The sequence below is a fragment of the Piscibacillus sp. B03 genome, assembly GCF_052246295.1.
Classification (GTDB): Bacteria; Bacillota; Bacilli; order Bacillales; family Alkalibacillaceae; genus Piscibacillus.
In genome coordinates this window covers 90,254-108,123 of sequence record NZ_JBQQCO010000009.1, presented here as the reverse complement: position 1 = coordinate 108,123, position 17,870 = coordinate 90,254, and the positions used below count along the sequence as shown (strand labels likewise).

Annotated in this window: 17 protein-coding genes, 5 tRNA genes and 1 riboswitch; of the genes, 17 read left to right on the top strand and 5 right to left on the bottom strand. The window is 35.2% G+C overall.

Annotated elements, in window-relative coordinates; genetic code table 11:
* Positions 1–12 precede the first annotated feature (12 nt).
* A riboswitch (purine riboswitch) is annotated at positions 13–114 on the top strand.
* A gap of 76 nt (positions 115–190) precedes the next feature.
* Positions 191–1,729: a glutamine-hydrolyzing GMP synthase gene (guaA, locus tag ACTWQB_RS08120; protein WP_443138687.1), complete on the top strand. Its 1,539-nt coding sequence runs from the start codon at positions 191–193 to the stop codon at positions 1,727–1,729.
* A 79-nt stretch (positions 1,730–1,808) separates the two neighbouring features.
* On the opposite strand, the gene ACTWQB_RS08115 is transcribed toward guaA, so the two are convergent.
* On the bottom strand, positions 1,809–2,774 hold the full coding sequence (locus tag ACTWQB_RS08115; RefSeq protein WP_443138686.1) for a 4-hydroxy-3-methylbut-2-enyl diphosphate reductase: 966 nt from the start codon (positions 2,772–2,774) through the stop codon (positions 1,809–1,811).
* 140 nt (positions 2,775–2,914) lie between these two features.
* Between ACTWQB_RS08115 and ACTWQB_RS08110 the strand changes: the two genes are divergently transcribed.
* Positions 2,915–4,237, top strand: a complete 1,323-nt coding sequence (locus tag ACTWQB_RS08110) for a DEAD/DEAH box helicase (RefSeq protein WP_443138685.1) — start codon at positions 2,915–2,917, stop codon at positions 4,235–4,237.
* Positions 4,237–5,133 (top strand): deoxyribonuclease IV, encoded by an 897-nt coding sequence (locus ACTWQB_RS08105; protein WP_443138684.1) that lies wholly within the window; start codon positions 4,237–4,239, stop codon positions 5,131–5,133. Before ACTWQB_RS08110 ends, ACTWQB_RS08105 begins: the two co-directional genes overlap by 1 nt.
* A 1-nt stretch (position 5,134) precedes the next feature.
* Here ACTWQB_RS08105 and ACTWQB_RS08100 read toward each other — a convergent pair whose 3' ends face one another.
* Positions 5,135–5,407: a DUF2624 family protein gene (locus tag ACTWQB_RS08100; RefSeq protein WP_443138683.1), complete on the bottom strand. Its 273-nt coding sequence runs from the start codon at positions 5,405–5,407 to the stop codon at positions 5,135–5,137.
* Between the two features lie 146 nt (positions 5,408–5,553).
* Here ACTWQB_RS08100 and ACTWQB_RS08095 point away from each other — a divergent pair, with 146 nt between their 5' ends.
* Positions 5,554–5,973, top strand: coding sequence for a DUF4190 domain-containing protein (locus tag ACTWQB_RS08095; RefSeq protein WP_443138682.1), 420 nt, complete (start codon positions 5,554–5,556; stop codon positions 5,971–5,973).
* Between the two features lie 45 nt (positions 5,974–6,018).
* On the opposite strand, the gene ispG is transcribed toward ACTWQB_RS08095, so the two are convergent.
* Entirely contained in the window at positions 6,019–7,125 is a 1,107-nt protein-coding gene (gene ispG, locus ACTWQB_RS08090) for a flavodoxin-dependent (E)-4-hydroxy-3-methylbut-2-enyl-diphosphate synthase (protein WP_443138681.1), read from the bottom strand.
* 168 nt (positions 7,126–7,293) lie between these two features.
* On the opposite strand from ispG, the gene ACTWQB_RS08085 reads away from it, so the two are divergent.
* The 10 genes from ACTWQB_RS08085 to ACTWQB_RS08040 all read left to right on the top strand — a co-directional run bounded on the left by ACTWQB_RS08085 (position 7,294) and on the right by ACTWQB_RS08040 (position 14,766).
* The gene (locus tag ACTWQB_RS08085; protein ID WP_443138680.1) at positions 7,294–7,920 is read left to right on the top strand and encodes an NfeD family protein; all 627 of its coding nucleotides are present in this window, start codon (positions 7,294–7,296) and stop codon (positions 7,918–7,920) included.
* Between the two features lie 196 nt (positions 7,921–8,116).
* Entirely contained in the window at positions 8,117–9,745 is a 1,629-nt protein-coding gene (locus ACTWQB_RS08080) for a Na/Pi cotransporter family protein (protein ID WP_443138679.1), read from the top strand.
* Positions 9,746–9,886: 141 nt separating this feature from the next.
* A tRNA-Asn gene (locus ACTWQB_RS08075) sits at positions 9,887–9,961 on the top strand.
* A 1-nt stretch (position 9,962) separates the two neighbouring features.
* Positions 9,963–10,039, top strand: a tRNA-Met gene (locus ACTWQB_RS08070).
* A gap of 64 nt (positions 10,040–10,103) precedes the next feature.
* A tRNA-His gene (locus ACTWQB_RS08065) sits at positions 10,104–10,179 on the top strand.
* Positions 10,180–10,195: 16 nt separating this feature from the next.
* Positions 10,196–10,272: transfer RNA gene (locus ACTWQB_RS08060), tRNA-Ile, on the top strand.
* Positions 10,273–10,282: 10 nt separating this feature from the next.
* Positions 10,283–10,375 (top strand) — tRNA-Ser (locus ACTWQB_RS08055).
* 172 nt (positions 10,376–10,547) lie between these two features.
* Entirely contained in the window at positions 10,548–11,159 is a 612-nt protein-coding gene (locus ACTWQB_RS08050) for a superoxide dismutase (protein WP_443138678.1), read from the top strand.
* 199 nt (positions 11,160–11,358) lie between these two features.
* Complete coding sequence (locus ACTWQB_RS08045; protein ID WP_443138677.1) at positions 11,359–12,582, top strand: MFS transporter; 1,224 nt, start codon at positions 11,359–11,361, stop codon at positions 12,580–12,582.
* An 81-nt stretch (positions 12,583–12,663) separates the two neighbouring features.
* Positions 12,664–14,766: a peptidoglycan D,D-transpeptidase FtsI family protein gene (locus ACTWQB_RS08040; RefSeq protein WP_443138676.1), complete on the top strand. Its 2,103-nt coding sequence runs from the start codon at positions 12,664–12,666 to the stop codon at positions 14,764–14,766.
* Between the two features lie 56 nt (positions 14,767–14,822).
* On the opposite strand, the gene ACTWQB_RS08035 is transcribed toward ACTWQB_RS08040, so the two are convergent.
* Together ACTWQB_RS08035 and rpmG are read right to left on the bottom strand one after the other, a co-directional pair.
* Positions 14,823–15,380, bottom strand: a complete 558-nt coding sequence (locus ACTWQB_RS08035; protein ID WP_443138675.1) for a 5-formyltetrahydrofolate cyclo-ligase — start codon at positions 15,378–15,380, stop codon at positions 14,823–14,825.
* 60 nt (positions 15,381–15,440) lie between these two features.
* Positions 15,441–15,590, bottom strand: coding sequence for a 50S ribosomal protein L33 (rpmG, locus tag ACTWQB_RS08030; RefSeq protein WP_054752974.1), 150 nt, complete (start codon positions 15,588–15,590; stop codon positions 15,441–15,443).
* A gap of 168 nt (positions 15,591–15,758) precedes the next feature.
* Here rpmG and ACTWQB_RS08025 point away from each other — a divergent pair, with 168 nt between their 5' ends.
* Genes ACTWQB_RS08025 through ACTWQB_RS08015 form a run of 3 tightly spaced genes read left to right on the top strand, consistent with a single transcriptional unit; the run spans position 15,759 to position 17,857 of the window.
* Positions 15,759–16,139: a hypothetical protein gene (locus ACTWQB_RS08025; protein ID WP_443138674.1), complete on the top strand. Its 381-nt coding sequence runs from the start codon at positions 15,759–15,761 to the stop codon at positions 16,137–16,139.
* Between the two features lie 12 nt (positions 16,140–16,151).
* Positions 16,152–16,628 (top strand): hypothetical protein, encoded by a 477-nt coding sequence (locus ACTWQB_RS08020; protein WP_443138673.1) that lies wholly within the window; start codon positions 16,152–16,154, stop codon positions 16,626–16,628.
* Between the two features lie 47 nt (positions 16,629–16,675).
* Positions 16,676–17,857: a rhomboid family intramembrane serine protease gene (locus ACTWQB_RS08015; protein ID WP_443138672.1), complete on the top strand. Its 1,182-nt coding sequence runs from the start codon at positions 16,676–16,678 to the stop codon at positions 17,855–17,857.
* The last annotated feature ends 13 nt before the right edge of the window (positions 17,858–17,870 follow it).

The following is a 17,870-nucleotide window of genomic DNA, read 5'->3' as shown; positions in this document are numbered from 1 at the left end:
TTAACCGACCCCTTATAAGAAACGGAATCACTTCATATATACTTGCCAATATGGGGCAAGAGTCTCTACCGGGTTACCGTAAATAATCTGACTATGAAGGTATGAATTTATGAACTAAAATTCTGCCTTTATAGCTATAGAGGTGGAATTCTAGTTTTTTATGTGGGGCACAAAGAAAGGTGTGGAATAATTGGTTACAATCGATGAGAAGATTATTGTGTTAGATTATGGTAGCCAGTATAATCAATTAATTACAAGAAGAATTCGTGAACACGGAGTCTATAGTGAATTAAAACCAAATACATTAACAGCACAAGAAATAAAAGACCTTAATCCATCTGGAATTATTCTTTCTGGTGGTCCTAATAGTGTTTATGGTGAAAATGCTTTTAAAATTGATCCAGAAATTTTTAACCTTAATGTTCCGATACTTGGAATCTGTTATGGCATGCAACTTATGTCTTATCATTTTGGCGGTGAAGTAGAACGTGCCGGAAAGCGTGAGTATGGACGAGCGCAAATAAAGCGTCTGAATGATTCAGAATTATTCTCCGCTTTACCAGATGAACAGCAAGTTTGGATGAGTCACGGAGACCATGTAACAAAAGAGCCAAAGGGATTTGATGTTGATGCATCTAATGAATCTTGTCCAATTGCTGCCATAAGTCATAAAGAAAAACAGCTTTATGGGGTCCAATTTCACCCAGAAGTTAAGCACTCAGAATTTGGTAATGATTTATTAAAAAACTTTGTTATGAATATATGCCAATGTTCTGGTGAATGGACAATGGAGAATTTTATTGAACTAGAAGTTGAGAAAATCAGAAACCAAGTAAAAGATCGTAAAGTGCTCTGCGCCTTAAGTGGCGGTGTTGATTCTTCAGTCGTAGCGGTTTTATTACATCGTGCTATTGGTGATCAATTAACTTGTATTTTTGTTGATCATGGCTTGCTTAGAAAAAATGAAGCAGACGATGTAATGAAGATGTTTAAAGAAGGATTTAATATTAATGTTATTAAAGTAGATGCGCAAAGACGATTCTTAGATAAGTTAGAAGGTGTTCATGATCCTGAACAAAAACGAAAAATAATTGGAAATGAATTTATCTATGTATTTGAAGATGAATCGTCTAAATTAAAGGATATTGATTATTTAGCACAAGGGACGCTATACACTGATATTATCGAAAGTGGCACAGATACAGCACAAACGATTAAATCTCACCATAATGTTGGAGGATTGCCTGAACGTATGGAATTTGATTTAATTGAACCTCTCAACACACTCTTTAAAGACGAAGTTCGTGCTTTAGGTGAGGAGTTAGGTATTCCAGAACATATTGTTTGGCGTCAGCCATTTCCGGGACCTGGTCTAGCAATAAGAGTGTTAGGTGCAGTAACAGAAGACAAACTTGAAATCGTAAGAGAATCTGATGCCATTTTACGAGAAGAAATTAAACATGCTGGGTTAGATCGAGATGTTTGGCAATATTTCACCGTATTGCCTGGTATTCAGAGTGTAGGCGTTATGGGCGATGAACGTACGTATGATCATACCATTGCAATACGAGCTGTAACATCAGTCGATGGTATGACTTCTGACTGGGCACGTATTCCATTTGAAGTTCTTGAAAAGATTTCAACTAGAATTGTAAATGAAGTAAACAATGTGAACCGAGTTGTTTATGATATCACAAGTAAGCCACCTTCAACAATTGAGTGGGAGTAAAGGTGTTTTATACGAACATATAGCTTTAGAATTAAAAAAAGCCGTACTTTAGGTTTCTAAAGTACGGCTTCTACTACTTTTAAGCACGTTTTTTCTTGTTTGATTTAACTTTTGGTAGAATCTTGTTGTTTGTTACTAATGATTCTCGTTGCCATGTAGAATCATCATCTGGATTATAACTTTCAATAAAACGAATGACTTCTTTAGTAATAGGTGTTGGTGTTGAAGCACCTGCTGTTACAGCTACCTTTTCACAACCTTCAAGCCACTCTAATTTAATTTCTGAAACATCTGCAATTCGATAAGCTTCAGTTCCTGCAATTTGTTTAGAAACTTGGGCCAAACGGTTTGAGTTATTACTCATAGGGTCACCAACCACTAAAGTAAGGTCTGCTTCTTTTGCTTGTTCAGCAACAGCTTCCTGTCTAACTTGAGTTGCCATACAAATTTCTTGTACCATCTCTGTTTGTGGATAAATTTCCTTAACTTTTTGCATAACATCGTAAACATCCCACTGACTCATTGTTGTTTGGTTGGTTACAATGATTTTTGTATCATTATCAAAATTTAATTGTTTAGCATCTTCTTCAGTTGTGATTAAATGAACATGGCCAGGAGCAACACCTACAGCACCCTCTGGTTCTGGGTGACCTTTTTTACCGATGTATACAACTTCATAACCCTCAGCAACTTTTTCCCGAATTAAATCGTGTGTACGTGTAACGTCAGGGCAAGTAGCGTCAAGTACTGTCAACCCTTTATTCTCAGCAACTTCCTTAACCTCTGGTGACACTCCGTGTGCAGTGAATACAACAGTTCCTTCATTAATATCTTTTAAAAGCTCTAAACGGCTTTTTCCTTTTTGATCCAATGTGATGATTCCTTCGTCTTTGAAGGCTTTTGTAACATGACTATTATGAACGATCATTCCTAAGATATAGATCGGTCTTGGTAAGTTAGGGTCTTTGGCAGCATTGCTCGCAATCACCATTGCATCAACAACACCGTAACAATATCCCCTCGGTGCAATTTTAATAACTTCCATGAAAATGGCCTCCCCATTTTTATACTCACTATGCTTATTATAAAGCCTATAAGCTTAATTGACAAAATGTTTATTCCAGTAGCATTTAAAGTATGTCTCCTTTATAATGAGATATGTTAGGAATAAAGGAGAATGTTAAAATGAAACGTTATTTTCAATCATACCAATTAAGTTCAAACATGCTTTCGGTCATACAGGAACTTAAGTTCAAACAACCAACAGAAATACAACATCGCGTTATACCTTCTGTCTTAAGAAGAGAAAATGTGATTGGACAGTCACAGACTGGGACAGGGAAGACGCATGCGTATTTAATTCCGTTAATTGACCAACTTAAATTGGATGAACAATCTACACAAAAAATGATTATAGCTCCAACTCGTGAATTGGCAATGCAAATTTTTCATGAAGTAAAAAAAATGCAAGAGTACTCAAAGGAAGTATTCTCTGCTCGATTAGTTATTGGGGGCACTGATAAAGAACGTGAACTCCAAAAGATTCAAAAACAACCACATATAATCGTTGGAACCCCAGGAAGGATTCTTGATTTTATCGAAGAGAATGCCATTAATCCATCTACCGTAAGTAGTGTGGTTATTGATGAAGCAGACTTATTAATTGATTTAGGATTAATTGAAGAAGTAGATCAAACCTTAAGTCGTATGTATGTTGATGTACAAACTTTAGTATTTTCAGCTACTATCCCAAAGAAGCTACAACCATTTTTGAAGAAGTATTTAGTTAACCCTAATTACATTATGATCGAAGATTCCATAAATCCATCCAAACTAGAACATCGATTAGTACCAAGAAGACATCGTAATGCAGCCGAATTAATCGTTGAAACTTCGAAATTAATTCATCCATATATTGCTTTAATCTTTGTAAATAAGAAAGAGCATGCCGATGAGTTAAGAGAAGCTTTACTTGAGAAAGGTTTAGAAGCAGGTGTCATTCATGGTGGGTTAAAACCTAGAGAACGTAAACGTATGTTGAACGATTTACGATCACTGAAATATCAATATATCGTTGCAACTGATTTAGCAGCTCGAGGTATAGACATTCCGGGTGTTAGTCATGTCTTTAATGCTGAGTTTCCTCAAGACGTTGAAACATATACACACCGTGTGGGCAGAACAGCTAGAGCAGGTAATGAAGGTACGGCTGTGACATTTTACGATGATAAAGATATGCCGATTATTGAGAAACTAGAGCAAACTGGAATTGAATTTCACAATTATGATATTAAAAATGGCGAATGGGCACCCGTTAAAGAATGGAATGTCCGTCAAAAAAGACAAAAGCAAGAAAATGAGCTAGAAAAAGAAGCTTGGAAAAAAGTAAGAAAACCGAAAAAAGTAAAGCCAGGCTATAAGAAGAAGATGAAGAAAGAAAAAGAACAGATTAAAAAACAATTGAAGAAAGAACAATTTAGAAAAATGAATAAGGGGAGGAGAAAATAATGACATTAAAATTAGGTTCACATGTGTCGATGAGCGGTAAAAAAATGCTTTTAGCTTCTAGTGAGGAAGCAGTATCTTATGATGCGAATACTTTTATGATTTATACAGGAGCACCACAAAATACAAGAAGAAAAGATATCGAAGAATTAAACATTGAAGCAGGACTTGAACATATGAAGGAACATGGTATTAATGAATTTATTGTACATGCTCCATATATTATTAACATTGGTAACACTACAAAGCCTGCAACCTTCAAGTTAGGAGTCGATTTCCTACAATCTGATATTGATCGTACAGAAGCTTTAGGAGCAAAACAAATCGTCTTGCACCCAGGTGCCCATGTTGGAGCTGGAGCAGAAGCTGGTATTGAAAAAATCATTGAGGGATTAAATGAAATTCTTCATAAAGAGCAAAAAGTTCAAATTGCTCTAGAAACAATGGCAGGTAAAGGTTCAGAATGTGGACGTTCTTTTGATGAAATAGCTAAAATTATTGATGGTGTAAATTACAATGAACATTTATCAGTTTGTTTTGATACTTGTCACGTTCACGATGCAGGATATGACATTGTAAATGACTTAGATGGTGTATTAAAAGAATTTGATGACATTATTGGTTTAGATCGAATGAAAGTCATTCATATAAACGACAGCAAAAATGAAAAGGGCGCTCGAAAAGACCGCCACGAGAACATTGGGTTTGGACACATTGGTTTTGATGCAATTTACAATGTCGTCCATCATCCTGATTTAATGCATTTACCTAAAATCTTAGAAACACCTTATGTTGGCGAGGATAAGAAGAACAAAAAACCTCCATATAAATTCGAAATTGACATGCTAAAAAATGGAGAGTTTGATCCTGATCTAAAAGAGAAAATTAAAAGCCAATAATTTATAATAAATGATCTAAATTATATTGTTTAGCTAGTTGATTTAGTAATGTTTGTGCCTGGCGAGCTTCTTGATGGCCAATGTTACGTTCAACATAGCGATACGTTCTCGATCGGTCCTTTTCTGAAAAAGGGTCGATCGATTCTTTTTTTATGAATGTTAATAACTGATTTGCTTGGCTTCGAGAAATCTGAATTCCATATTGACGACCATACTTGACTAACTCATCAGGTGTTGATGCATATAATTTCGTTCTAATTAAATGTTTAAACATTATAAACTTCCTTTCAAATTGAAAAAGTCATCACTATATATATGCATAAAGTTGTAAATGTTGAAGATTGCCATAAATTACTTATGTAAAAACATTAAATCCTCACACACTATAAATACCACGTAGAAAGTGAGGTAAGATAAATTATGGCTGATGACCAGTACCCGACGAGTTATAATGATGATCAAGATTACTTCCCTAATAAAGGAGAAGAACAAAAAAAGGTCTATAAAGACTTTAATGAATATGATGCAAGAGATCAAGGGTATGACACAGAGTTTGCAAGTGAAGCGGCAACCTTTAACCCAAGTGAGTTAGACGAAGATAAAATTAGAAAAGAAGAGAAGGAAACTCGCTTTGAAGAGCATGTAGATGCAGGGTGGGGTTGGATTGCTTTAGTTGTTTCACTTTTATCGTTTTTTGTCTGGACATTACTGTTTGCAGTAGTTGGTGCAGTGATGGGGATTTATGCTAAAAGACGTGGTGCAGATACACTTGGTAATATCGCGATAGGTATCGCAATTTTAGCAGTCGCCCTTAGATTGTTTGTCTTTCCAATTATGTAGCAAAAAATTATCCCCTAAGAAATTAATCTTAGGGGATATTTTCATTTAAGCATTTTGTTTTTCTTCTTCTTGCTTTTTATAATGTTCTTCAGCAAGTTTGTCGACTTCTTTCTTCAGTTCTTCAACCATTGTTTCTTCGGGTACTTTACGGATAATTTCACCATGTCTAAAGAGTAACCCTTCACCACGGGCACCTGCGATTCCAATATCCGCTTCACGGGCCTCACCAGGACCGTTTACAGCACAGCCTAAAACAGCAACTTTAATTGGTGCTTTAATGGTTTGAATATACTCTTCAACTTCATTTGCGATACTAATTAAGTCAATTTCAATACGTCCACAAGTAGGGCAAGAAATTAAGGTTGCAGCGTTGGAAGCGAGTCCAAATGATTTTAATAGTTCTCTTGCTACTTTAACTTCCTCTACCGGATCAGCGCTTAACGAAATACGTAGAGTACTTCCAATTCCTTTACTTAGAATCGCACCTAAACCAGCAGCACTTTTAACTGTACCAGCAAAAAGTGTACCTGACTCGGTAATCCCTAAGTGTAGTGGATAAGGAATTACTTTAGCGGCTTTTTCATAAGCTTCAATAGCTAGGTTGACATCTGATGCTTTTAGTGAAACCACTATATCATGGAAATCTAAGTCCTCTAAAATTTTAATGTGTCCTAATGCACTTTCAACCATGGCATCCGCTGTAGGGTAACCATATTTCTCTAATAAATGGCGTTCTAATGAACCAGCATTTACACCGATACGAATTGGGATCCCTTTACCTTTAGCAGCGTTCACAACTTCTTCTACGCGTTCACGTTTACCAATATTACCAGGATTAATACGAATCTTATCTGCGCCACCTTCAATGGCCTTTAATGCATATCTATAGTTGAAGTGTATATCAACAACTAATGGAATGTTAATTCGCTTTTTAATTTCTGGAATGGCATCAGCTGCTCGATCATCCGGACAAGCGACACGTACAACTTGACATCCAGCTTCTTCTAAGCGATGTATTTCATTAACTGTTGCTTCAACATCATGTGTTTTCGTTGTGGTCATTGATTGAATAACAACTTCGTCTTTTCCACCAATAATTAAATTCCCGACTTTAACGGGTCTTGTATCTTTACGGTGAATAATCGTAGACATTGCTACAACTCCCCTTTTTTCATAAGAAAATACTTAAGATAATTCACTAATATAGATAATAACATAAAAATAAGGCATTATGCTATTAGTCCTAACTGTTATAATAATAAATATGTCATTAATTTTCTAATAAGAAGTTTTACAGTTATAAAAGTGGAGGGGTCATGAATGATTTTAGACAGTTACTTAGGAATATTAATTGTCACATTTTTAGCGATGTTTTTTATGTTAGGAGAGTTATTAGTTAAGTTAAAAGGTTTAGGAATGATACTAGGTGCTGGTTTTATTACATTTTACTTTATGAGTCAATCACCTACATATAATGTTTGGATTATGGCCTTTGTGTTCATCATTGGCTTAATGTTAGTTGTTATAGATGGTAAGTGGCTAAATGACGGAACATTTGGTGTCGTAGGATTAGTACTTGTCCTACTTTCTGTTGCCTTTGCAGCGACAAGCTTCACACATGCGCTGTATAGTGTAGCAGGTGTATTACTAGGTAGTTTTTCAAGCTTGTTTTTAATGAAAGTTCTACCTAGACGAGATATGTGGTCTAAAGTAACTTTACTTGATCAACTTACAAGTGAAGAAGGATATAATTCTTTAAATGAAACATATAAAGACCTTTTACATAAAGAAGCTATTACTGTTACCGTTCTTAGGCCGTCTGGAACAATTAAATTGAAAGACAAAGAGTATAGTGCTGTTTCAAATTCAAAGTGGATTGAACAAGGCAAGAAAGTCAAGGTTGTCACGGTTGATGGTACAAAAATAGAGGTTGAGGAAATCGAATAATTGGTTCGTTTAATCTAATACTAATGAGAGGTAATTAATTTTTTGAAGTGTTTAACCCAATTTATTATGATATCCACTTTTTGTTAAGTTAATGTAAAGTTTATGTAAATTTTAACTTAACATTATTTACATTATGGATAGACGGGAATAGAATAGAACTCGGTTTTAAAAGTATTAGATCTAACGAGGTGACGAAATGAACTTACAAGAAATGATTTTCTTATTTATCGGTGGTTTAGGTATTTTCTTATTTGGTATTAAATATTTAGGAGACGGACTACAAAAAACTGCCGGAGATAAACTTCGCGATATCCTAGATCGATTCACTACGAATCCATTTATGGGTGTTCTATCAGGTATTGTTGTTACAATTCTTCTACAAACGAGTACAGGTACAACTGTACTGACAATAGGTCTTGTAAATGCCGGTTTTATGACATTAAGACAAGCTATTGGAGTAATCATGGGTGCTAATATCGGTACGACCGTTACTGCATTTATTATTGGTATAGATATTTCCGCATACGCATTACCTATAATTGCGTTAGGAACACTGTTAATCTTTTTCTTTAAAAATAAACGTATTAACTATATTGGACAATCAGTGTTTGGCTTTGGTGCACTTTTCTATGGTCTAGAGCTTATGGGAGATGGTATGAGACCATTACGTTCATCTGAAATGTTCCAGGAGTTAACAGTTAGTATGAGTGACATTCCTTTATTAGGAGTTGCTATTGGTACAATCTTCACTGTAATTGTTCAAAGTTCATCCGCAACAATTGGGGTTTTGCAACAGTTATATGCGGAAGGTGCAATTGAATCATTAGATGCAGTTCTTCCAGTATTATTTGGTGATAATATTGGAACAACTATTACAGCAGTAATTGCAGCTATTGGAGCTAGTGTTGCTGCTAAACGTGCCGCAGCAACACACGTTATTTTCAACTTATTAGGTGCTACCATATTCTTAATATTATTGATTCCGTTCACTCATTTGGTCGAGTGGATTAGGGATACATTAATGCTTGAACCTAAAATGACCATTGCATTTGCACACGGATTATTTAATGTAACTAACGTTATAATTCAGTTCCCATTCATTGCATTACTAGCAGTTATTGTAACGAAAATCATTCCAGGTAAAGACAGTGTTATTGACTATAAACCAAAACACTTAGATCCAATATTCATTCAACAATCACCTTCAGTTGCCGTTGCACAGGCAAAAGAAGAAACGATTCATATGGGACAAATCGCGGTACATGGTTTAGAAGAAACAAGACAATTTTTAAATAATAATCAAAGTAAACACTCAGAGGTTGCTTATCAGTTAGAAGATGCGATTAATAACTTAGATAAGAAAATTACAAATTATCTTGTACAAGCTTCAAGTTCAATTTCTGAAGCAGATAGTGCAGCACACTCATCTGTTGTTGATATCGTTAGGGACATTGAACGTATTGGAGACCATTTTGAGAACATTGTGGAATTAATTGAATACAGAATTGCAAATAAAGTTAATATGACTGATCAAGCTTACGAAGATATGAACGTCATGTTTGATTTAACAATCGACACGGTGTCTCAAGCAATAGAGGCTTTTGAAAACATGGATGAAGAGAAGGCGAAAGCCGTTATGAAGAAAGAAGACGAAATTGATTCAATGGAACGTAAATTCCGTAAGAAGCACATTTTACGTCTAAATGAAGGGCTATGCTCTGGTTCTGCTGGTATTGTTTTTGTAGACATTATTAGTAACTTAGAACGTATCGGAGACCATGCACTAAATATTGCCCAAGAAGTAGTTGGAAAGAAAGAAGAATAATTACTAACCCGTACCATTAACTGGTGCGGGTTTAAAATAATTTTTTCTTGAAAACTTGTATTAAATGTTGTTGACAATATGGCATTATCATGATAAATTATATCTCGTCGTCATCATTTGAAGAGGACAACATTTAAACATTCCAGCGTAGCTCAGTGGTAGAGCAATCGGCTGTTAACCGATCGGTCGCAGGTTCGAATCCTGCCGCTGGAGCCATGGCGGTGTAGCTCAGCTGGCGAGAGCGTACGGTTCATACCCGTGAGGTCGGGGGTTCGATCCCCTCCGCCGCCACCATACATAAATTGACCGGAGCAAACTATATTGACCGTTTGTCAAATACATATTTCATAGCATCATGGCGGTCGTGGCGAAGTGGTTAACGCACCGGATTGTGGCTCCGGCATTCGTGGGTTCGATTCCCACCGATCGCCCCATACAACTTTATATCACGGACCCTTAGCTCAGCTGGTTAGAGCTATCGGCTCATAACCGATCGGTCGCAGGTTCGAGTCCTGCAGGGTCCACCATTTCTTTTACGGAGGAGTACCCAAGTCCGGCTGAAGGGAGCGGTCTTGAAAACCGCCAGGGGCTTCACGGCCCGCGGGGGTTCGAATCCCTCCTCCTCCGCCATATATAACAAGCTTAAGGCTTGTTTTTTTTATGTTTAAAATAGTACTATAAAGGCAATTGTTATTATGTAATAAACCTTTTCATGCAAAAATCTTGCATGGAATGGCTAGCATTGGTAATCTTTAATTAGTGGGGTTATTTCCCCATATAAAGTTAAAGGAGGAATCTCATTATGGCTAAATTTGAACTACCAGAATTACCATACGCTTATGATGCATTAGAACCACACATCGACAAAGAAACGATGAATATTCACCACACGAAGCACCACAACACTTATGTTACAAAATTAAACGCAGCACTAGAAGGCCATGCAGATCTTCAAGATAAGTCTCTAGAAGAATTATTAGGTAACTTAGATTCACTTCCTAGCGATATTCAAACAGCTGTACGTAATAACGGTGGTGGCCATGCTAACCACAGTTTATTCTGGACGGTACTTTCACCAAATGGTGGAGGCGCACCAACTGGAGAATTAGCGGACAAAATTAATCAAGCTTTCGGTAGCTTTGAAGATTTTAAAGAAAAATTCGGAGCTGCAGCAACAGGACGTTTCGGTTCTGGTTGGGCATGGTTAGTAGTTAAAAATGGCGAGTTAGAAATTACATCTACTCCTAACCAAGACACTCCAATAATGGAAGGTGTAACTCCAATCCTAGGCCTAGACGTTTGGGAGCATGCATACTACTTAAAATATCAAAACAAACGCCCTGATTATGTAGCTGCATTCTGGAACGTTGTTAACTGGGATGAAGTTGCTAAGCGTTATGAAGAAGCTAAGTAATTAATGAAATATTAACTGGATCTGTTAATTATGTGAATGGAAACACCAAATGTGATTATTAATCACATTTGGTGTTTTTTGTGTGTTCGAAATTATATGACTTACCCAAGACGATTTAATTTCATAATTGGTTTCAATTTGATTAGCGTATAGACTCATTTCTTTTGTTAAAAATATAGGTTAGGAAATGAGGGATTTTATGTTTTCTAAAAGGTTATCTGATGTCAGCGATCATGAAAAGAAAAACCTCAAGTTATTATTAGTCATTGGTTTGTTATATACACTTGGGATTTACTTATCAAATATATTTGTAAATATATTTCTATGGAAACAAACAGAAGACTTATTGATATTAGCTTTATACAACTTGTGCATATACGTTGCTCAAACATTAATATTTGTTTTATTGGGCAAATGGGTTAAACGAATAGATCGTGTGATTATTCTCAGGACTGGTATCTTTGTTATTTCAGTCTTTTTTATTTCTGTCTTATTATTAAGCACAAAAGCATCTGACCTATTTTACGTATTAGGAATTTTAATAGGTACTGGTTATGGGTTATTTTGGTTAGCCTATAATATTTTAATTTTTGAAGTAACTGAACCATACACTAGGGATTTCTTCAATGGTATGTTTGGAGCTTTGCAATCACTGAGTGGAATTGTAGGACCAGTGTCAGCAGGTTGGATTATTACCGCTTTAACAGGATATAAAGGGTACTTAACCATATTCTTTATTTCATTTGTTTTATTTATAATGGCGATTATTTTCAGTATTTTTCTTGAACGAAGGAAAACAGACGGGGAGTACAACATACGAGAAGTTATAAAGGAAAGTAAGGAAAATCGTCAGTGGTTTTGGATGTTAACAGCGCATTTGTTTCAGGGAATGCGAGAGGGCATATTCTTATTTTTAATCGGTTTATGGGTGTATTTAGGAACGCAAAGCGAATTAATTGTGGGGATTTATAACATGATTTATGCGATTGCTTCTTTCGTGATGTATCAAATCGTAGCGAGAATCGTTAAACCTGACAACCGAAAAATACTCATTTTTATTGGGAGTATCTTTTTATTTATATCAGTATTCTGGCTATTGATTTCAGATGAGCCAGTGGACTTTTATATTTATGCGGGAATCTTAGGTGTGTTTTTACCGTTATTCTTTGCTCCATACACATCTGTCTCTTATGATATTATTGGACAAGCAAAAAATGCCAAGGATAATCGTGTAGAGTATATTATTTTTAGAGACATAATATTAAATAGTGGACGTACGATCTCGTTGATTTTGTTCGTTATAGGATTATTGGTTATTTCTGCAGACGTTTGGATGAAGTATTCAGTTGTTATTTTCGGAATTGGCTATTTTGTTTCGGGAATTATTGTTTTTAGAATTCACAAGCTAAAACATCATACTTAATGAACAATTGATGAAATATCTTTTTGTCAAATAGAAAGGGTGTTATAATATAGAGTAGATTTAAAGGGGGAGGAGAAAGCATTGACAGAAAAGAAAAAGAATAAATCACATTTGCCCCTTCGTTTAAATGTGCTTTTTTTTGTGATATTTATTTTATTTTCGCTGCTAATATTACAATTGGGTGTTGTACAAATTTTACACGGTGAAGATGCTCAAGCTGAAATAGACCGAACAGAAGATGTAACCTCTAGGACACCTGTACCTAGAGCGAAAATGTATGATCGCAATGGCGAGATTGTGGTAGATAATGATTTGAAATACGCCATTACGTATACACCTAAACGTAATGTGCAACCAGAAGATAATTTAGAAATTGCAGAAAACCTTGTTCACTACATGACAATGGAAGATACAGATTCTGTAACTGAACGTGACATTAAAGATTATTGGATCTTGAAAAATAAAGAAGAAGCTTATTCTAGGCTAACAAATAGTGAAATGACCTTAAGTGACAGTGAACAATATCAACTCGTATTAGATAAAATTACTGAAGAAGACCTTAATTCTATTACCGATCAAGAGATGGAAGTTATTGCAATTAAACGCGAGTTAGATCAAGCTACTCAGCTAACACCTCATGTTATTAAAAATGAGGGAATTACAAAAGAAGAGTACGCTGTAATTGCAGAGAACGCACATAATTTACCTGGTATCAGTGTTTCTACTGATTGGGACCGAGTCAAAGTGCATCATCCAACTTTATCTAATCTTATTGGTAATATAACTAGCCGTAATAAAGGATTGCCAAGAGATGAAATGAATAATTATTTGGCACGTAACTATAGCTTGAATGACCGAGTAGGGGAAAGTGGACTTGAGGAACATTACGAGTCATATTTACAAGGACAAAAAGAAATTCGCAAACACGTGACGAACTCAAGCGGAGAAGTCATTAAAAGCGAATTAGTACGTGAAGGTAATCGTGGTAAAGACTTAATGTTATCTATTGATATGGAATTACAAAAAAGGTTAGATTCAATAGTTCAAGAAGAGCTTAAAGAAACGATTACAAACCAGCCTTACGTAAATAGATATGTGGACAGTGCTATGGCTGTTATGATGGATCCAAAAACGGGTGAAGTTTTAGCAGTATCAGGCCAATATTATGATCGGGAAAGTGGAGAATTCAGTCATGAACCTTATCGTGTTTTTCACAATCAGCACCCACCTGGATCGACGATTAAAGGAGCAACAGTACTGGCAGGCTTAGATTCGGGAGTCATTAAACCGGGTACTAGATTCCGAGATCAAAGACTACAATTCATAGGAACACCTGATAAAGGTTCTTGGACATCTACTTTAGGTTCCCCAGATGATATAACGGCTTTAAAGCGATCTTCAAACGTTTATATGTTCCGAACTGCTATGCGATTAGGCGGGCACTGGGATTATATTCCAAAACAGAGATTGTCATATAACGGTGAAGGATACCAACTCTTATCAAATTATTTTAAGCAGTTTGGTTTAGGTACTAAAACAGGTGTCGATTACCCTTATGAAGCAATTGGGGTTAGAGGTAGTGATAAATCTAGATCGGTTGATCCTGGTGAGGTGCTAGATATGGCTATTGGTCAGTTTGAAGCTTACACCACAATTCAACTAGCTCAATATGTCTCAACAATTGCAAATGGTGGTTACCGAATGGCACCACGATTAGTTAAACAACTTCATAATCCATCTGATACAGAAGGATTAGGTACTGTTTATGAGTCTAATAAACCTAAAGTATTAAACAAAATAGAAATGGATGAGCGATATTTGGACAGAGTGCTGGAAGGTTTCCGCCAAGTTTTTCAAGAACCTGGGGGTACTGCTTATTCTGCATTTAGCGATAATCCTTCATACAACCCAGCAGGAAAAACAGGTACAGCTGAAGTAACTGTATATGAAGAAGGTAAAGGTACAGAGACCAACAATCTATCACTAGTTGGATTTGCACCATATGAGGATCCAGAAGTGGCATTTGCTATTATGGTGCCACATACAGGTAAAGATAATAATAATAAAATCAATTTAAATATTGGAAGAAAAGCACTAGACGCCTATTTCGAATTAAAAGAAGAGCGTGAATCTGGAAACACAGATTCGGATGACGAAGAAGAGGAAACAGATTCTGAAGAATAATAATAATAATTATTTAAAGGGCTATTCCTGATGTAAAAGGAGTAGCCCTTAGTATATCAAGCATATATATTCTTTTCACTTATGACAGCATCTATAGGTATATCATAATCATCGTGTGGAACGTGTTTGACTATCTGCTGCTCCATCGCTAAGGATATTTTAGTACCTTTGTAGTTTGCTAAGTACCTGTCATAATAACCTCCGCCATAACCAATTCGATAGCCATGTTGGTCATATAGCAACCCTGGTACAATTATTAAATCAATATCGGAAGGCTTTACAAATTTTGTTGGATCTTCTTTTGGTTCGTATAAATCAAGGTACACATTTTCTAATTCATATTGGTTAGTGAATGTGTAAAAATCCATCTCATGAGTATCTGGGTAGCATTTTGGAATAACCATTTGTTTCCCTTGTTTCCAGCCATATTCAATAATAGGCAATGTGTCTAACTCAATTTCTCTAGCAATGGTGATGGCGATTGTATTTGCATCCTGCCACCACTGTGTTTCATAAAGTCTTGTGGTGATGTCTATTAGATATTGCTTTTTTTGTTCTTTTTGAATCTGCCTTAATAATCGTTTGCTTAGAACACGAAAGGTCTCTTTATACATGAAGAATCCCTACTTTTATGTTTAATAGTATAAAAAAACAGCAGGAATAATCCCTACTGTTTATTTCGTTTCACGGTGTAGCGTATGTTGTTTTTCTCTTGGGCAATACTTTTTCATTTCGATACGTTCAGTGTTTGTACGTTTATTTTTAGTAGTGTAATAATTACGATCACCACATTCTGTACATGCTAAAGTTACTTGTACACGCATGTGAATTCCCTCCATTTCTGCAATTACAATCATTTTTGACTACATCATCATACCAAATCACGACAAATTATTCAAGAAAGAATTGTAAATGAACCTTTATGGATATTATTCTATTATAAAATAAGAAGTGTTAAACTAATAATAGATATAGAAAAAGAGGTGAAACAATTGATCGTAGCAATTATAACTATAATAGCTATCAGTGTTGTGCTATTAATATTATCTTTCTTTACGAATAACAGGTTTGATGAATTAGATCAACAAATTGAAGATTTATCTATTTCATCAATGCAGGAAGGGTATATCTTAAAAAATAAAATTAAAGTGTTAGAAGAAGAGTTATTAGTGGATCCTTATAAATCTTACAATCCAAAGAGCTCTGTTAAAAAAACGACACGACCAGACCAAGAGCCTACCATTGTTTTACATATTGGACAATTATATGAACAAGGGTACACATTAAATGAAATCTGTAGTAAGACAGGATTAAAAGAAGAAGATATTAGAGTGATTATTAATCAACTCCAAAAAAATGAGTCTTTTAAATAAGGAGCTATCAACATGAGACCCATAATACAAGCATTTTCAATTGGCCTATTAACAGCAAGTGTTCTTTTGGGATTTATCTATATACAAACTGAAAAACCTAACAATGAGTCATCTGAAACAGAGGTTTCCTTAACAGATGAAGATGCCAAAGATTATTTAGAAAACAGAGGTTTTGCTGTAGTGAATGGTCAAGAATACGAAGATTTAGTGAGGCAAAAACAACAATTAGAATCTGAAATAGATGAAATTAACGAAAGTGAAACTGATTCTGAACAAGAATCAACAGAGAAATTTATATTTGAAGTGGAAAGTGGAATGACATTAAATGATATAGCATCAGAATTAGAGCAATTGAATATAATTGATGATGCGCAGTCATTTAGTCAATTCATGGAAGAAGAGGGTTATAGTCGAGGGGTTCAATTAGGTGAGTTTGAGTTACACAATCGTTTAACATATGAACAAATTGCAGAAATTTTAACAAGGTAAATTGAAATACATATAGATGAAGGTGAATGGTTAGAGGAGTTGTTATTTTGTTTGTTACAGAGCGGTTTACTTTAATGAAGATATTAAGTCATTTATTAGACAATCAGTACAATTTGGTTTATAAATCAGAAGAACGTGATGAATATATATTGCAACGCATAGATCGAAAAGAAAATCATATTGTAAGGTTACTGCATCGGACTTATGATTGGTCTAATCAACTAAAAAGAGATTTAGAACAGAGAATGTCATCTATACTAAAACAAAAACAGTTATTCAAAGGGAAAAACATTCATCTTCACTTTATTTATATTGCTGATCTAGTCCCCGTTGATAATTGGGAGAACCTTAAACGGACGATGCCAATCCGTCATCACAAATCGACAGATGTAACGATGTATTATTTAAATCAGCAAGATCGAGAAGAAGAATGGTATCGAGTGACAGAGCAACTACCTGGTTTAAATCAAAATTTATTGGCAAATTACCCTGGAGTTGAAGAGCAGGAAAGGCAATCTATTTATTTAGAACAAAAAATCCATGCAGATTTATATAAAAAGCAAAAAGAATTAAAAGAAACGTTTTCGTTTGGTAAAACTCGGTTGACATTATTTTTATTAGCGATTAATGTTTTTATATTTATGTTAGTTGAAAATAGTGGCGGTAGTACTAATGTAGAGAATTTGGTTAAATGGGGCGCTAAGTATAACCCATATATTGCAGATGGGGAGTATTGGAGAATTATTACTTCAATGTTCCTACATATAGGTGTGATCCATTTAATTATGAATATGATTGCCCTATATTATTTAGGGGAGTTAACAGAGAAAATTTATGGTACAAAGCGCTTTTTCTTTATATATTTCGTTGCAGGAGTCTTTGGAAGTGTTGCAAGCTTTGCTACAAATGATTCTGTTTCTGCAGGAGCTTCTGGTGCTATATTTGGCCTTTTTGGTGCATTATTGTTTTTTGGTTTACACAATAGAGAAATTTTCTTCAAGACAATGGGCATGAATTTAATGATTGTAATAGGAATTAATATCGTATTCGGTTTATCAGTACCTCAAATTGATAATGGGGCACATATTGGCGGTTTGATTGGTGGCTTTTTAGCATCCCAAATCGTTCATTTACCAAAAAAGAAATCTTTTACATTTCAAATTAGTACAGGAATTTTAACTTTGGTTGCTATTACAATTATGTTTAAATTAGGATTAATGCGACTATAGAACTATTAAAGGA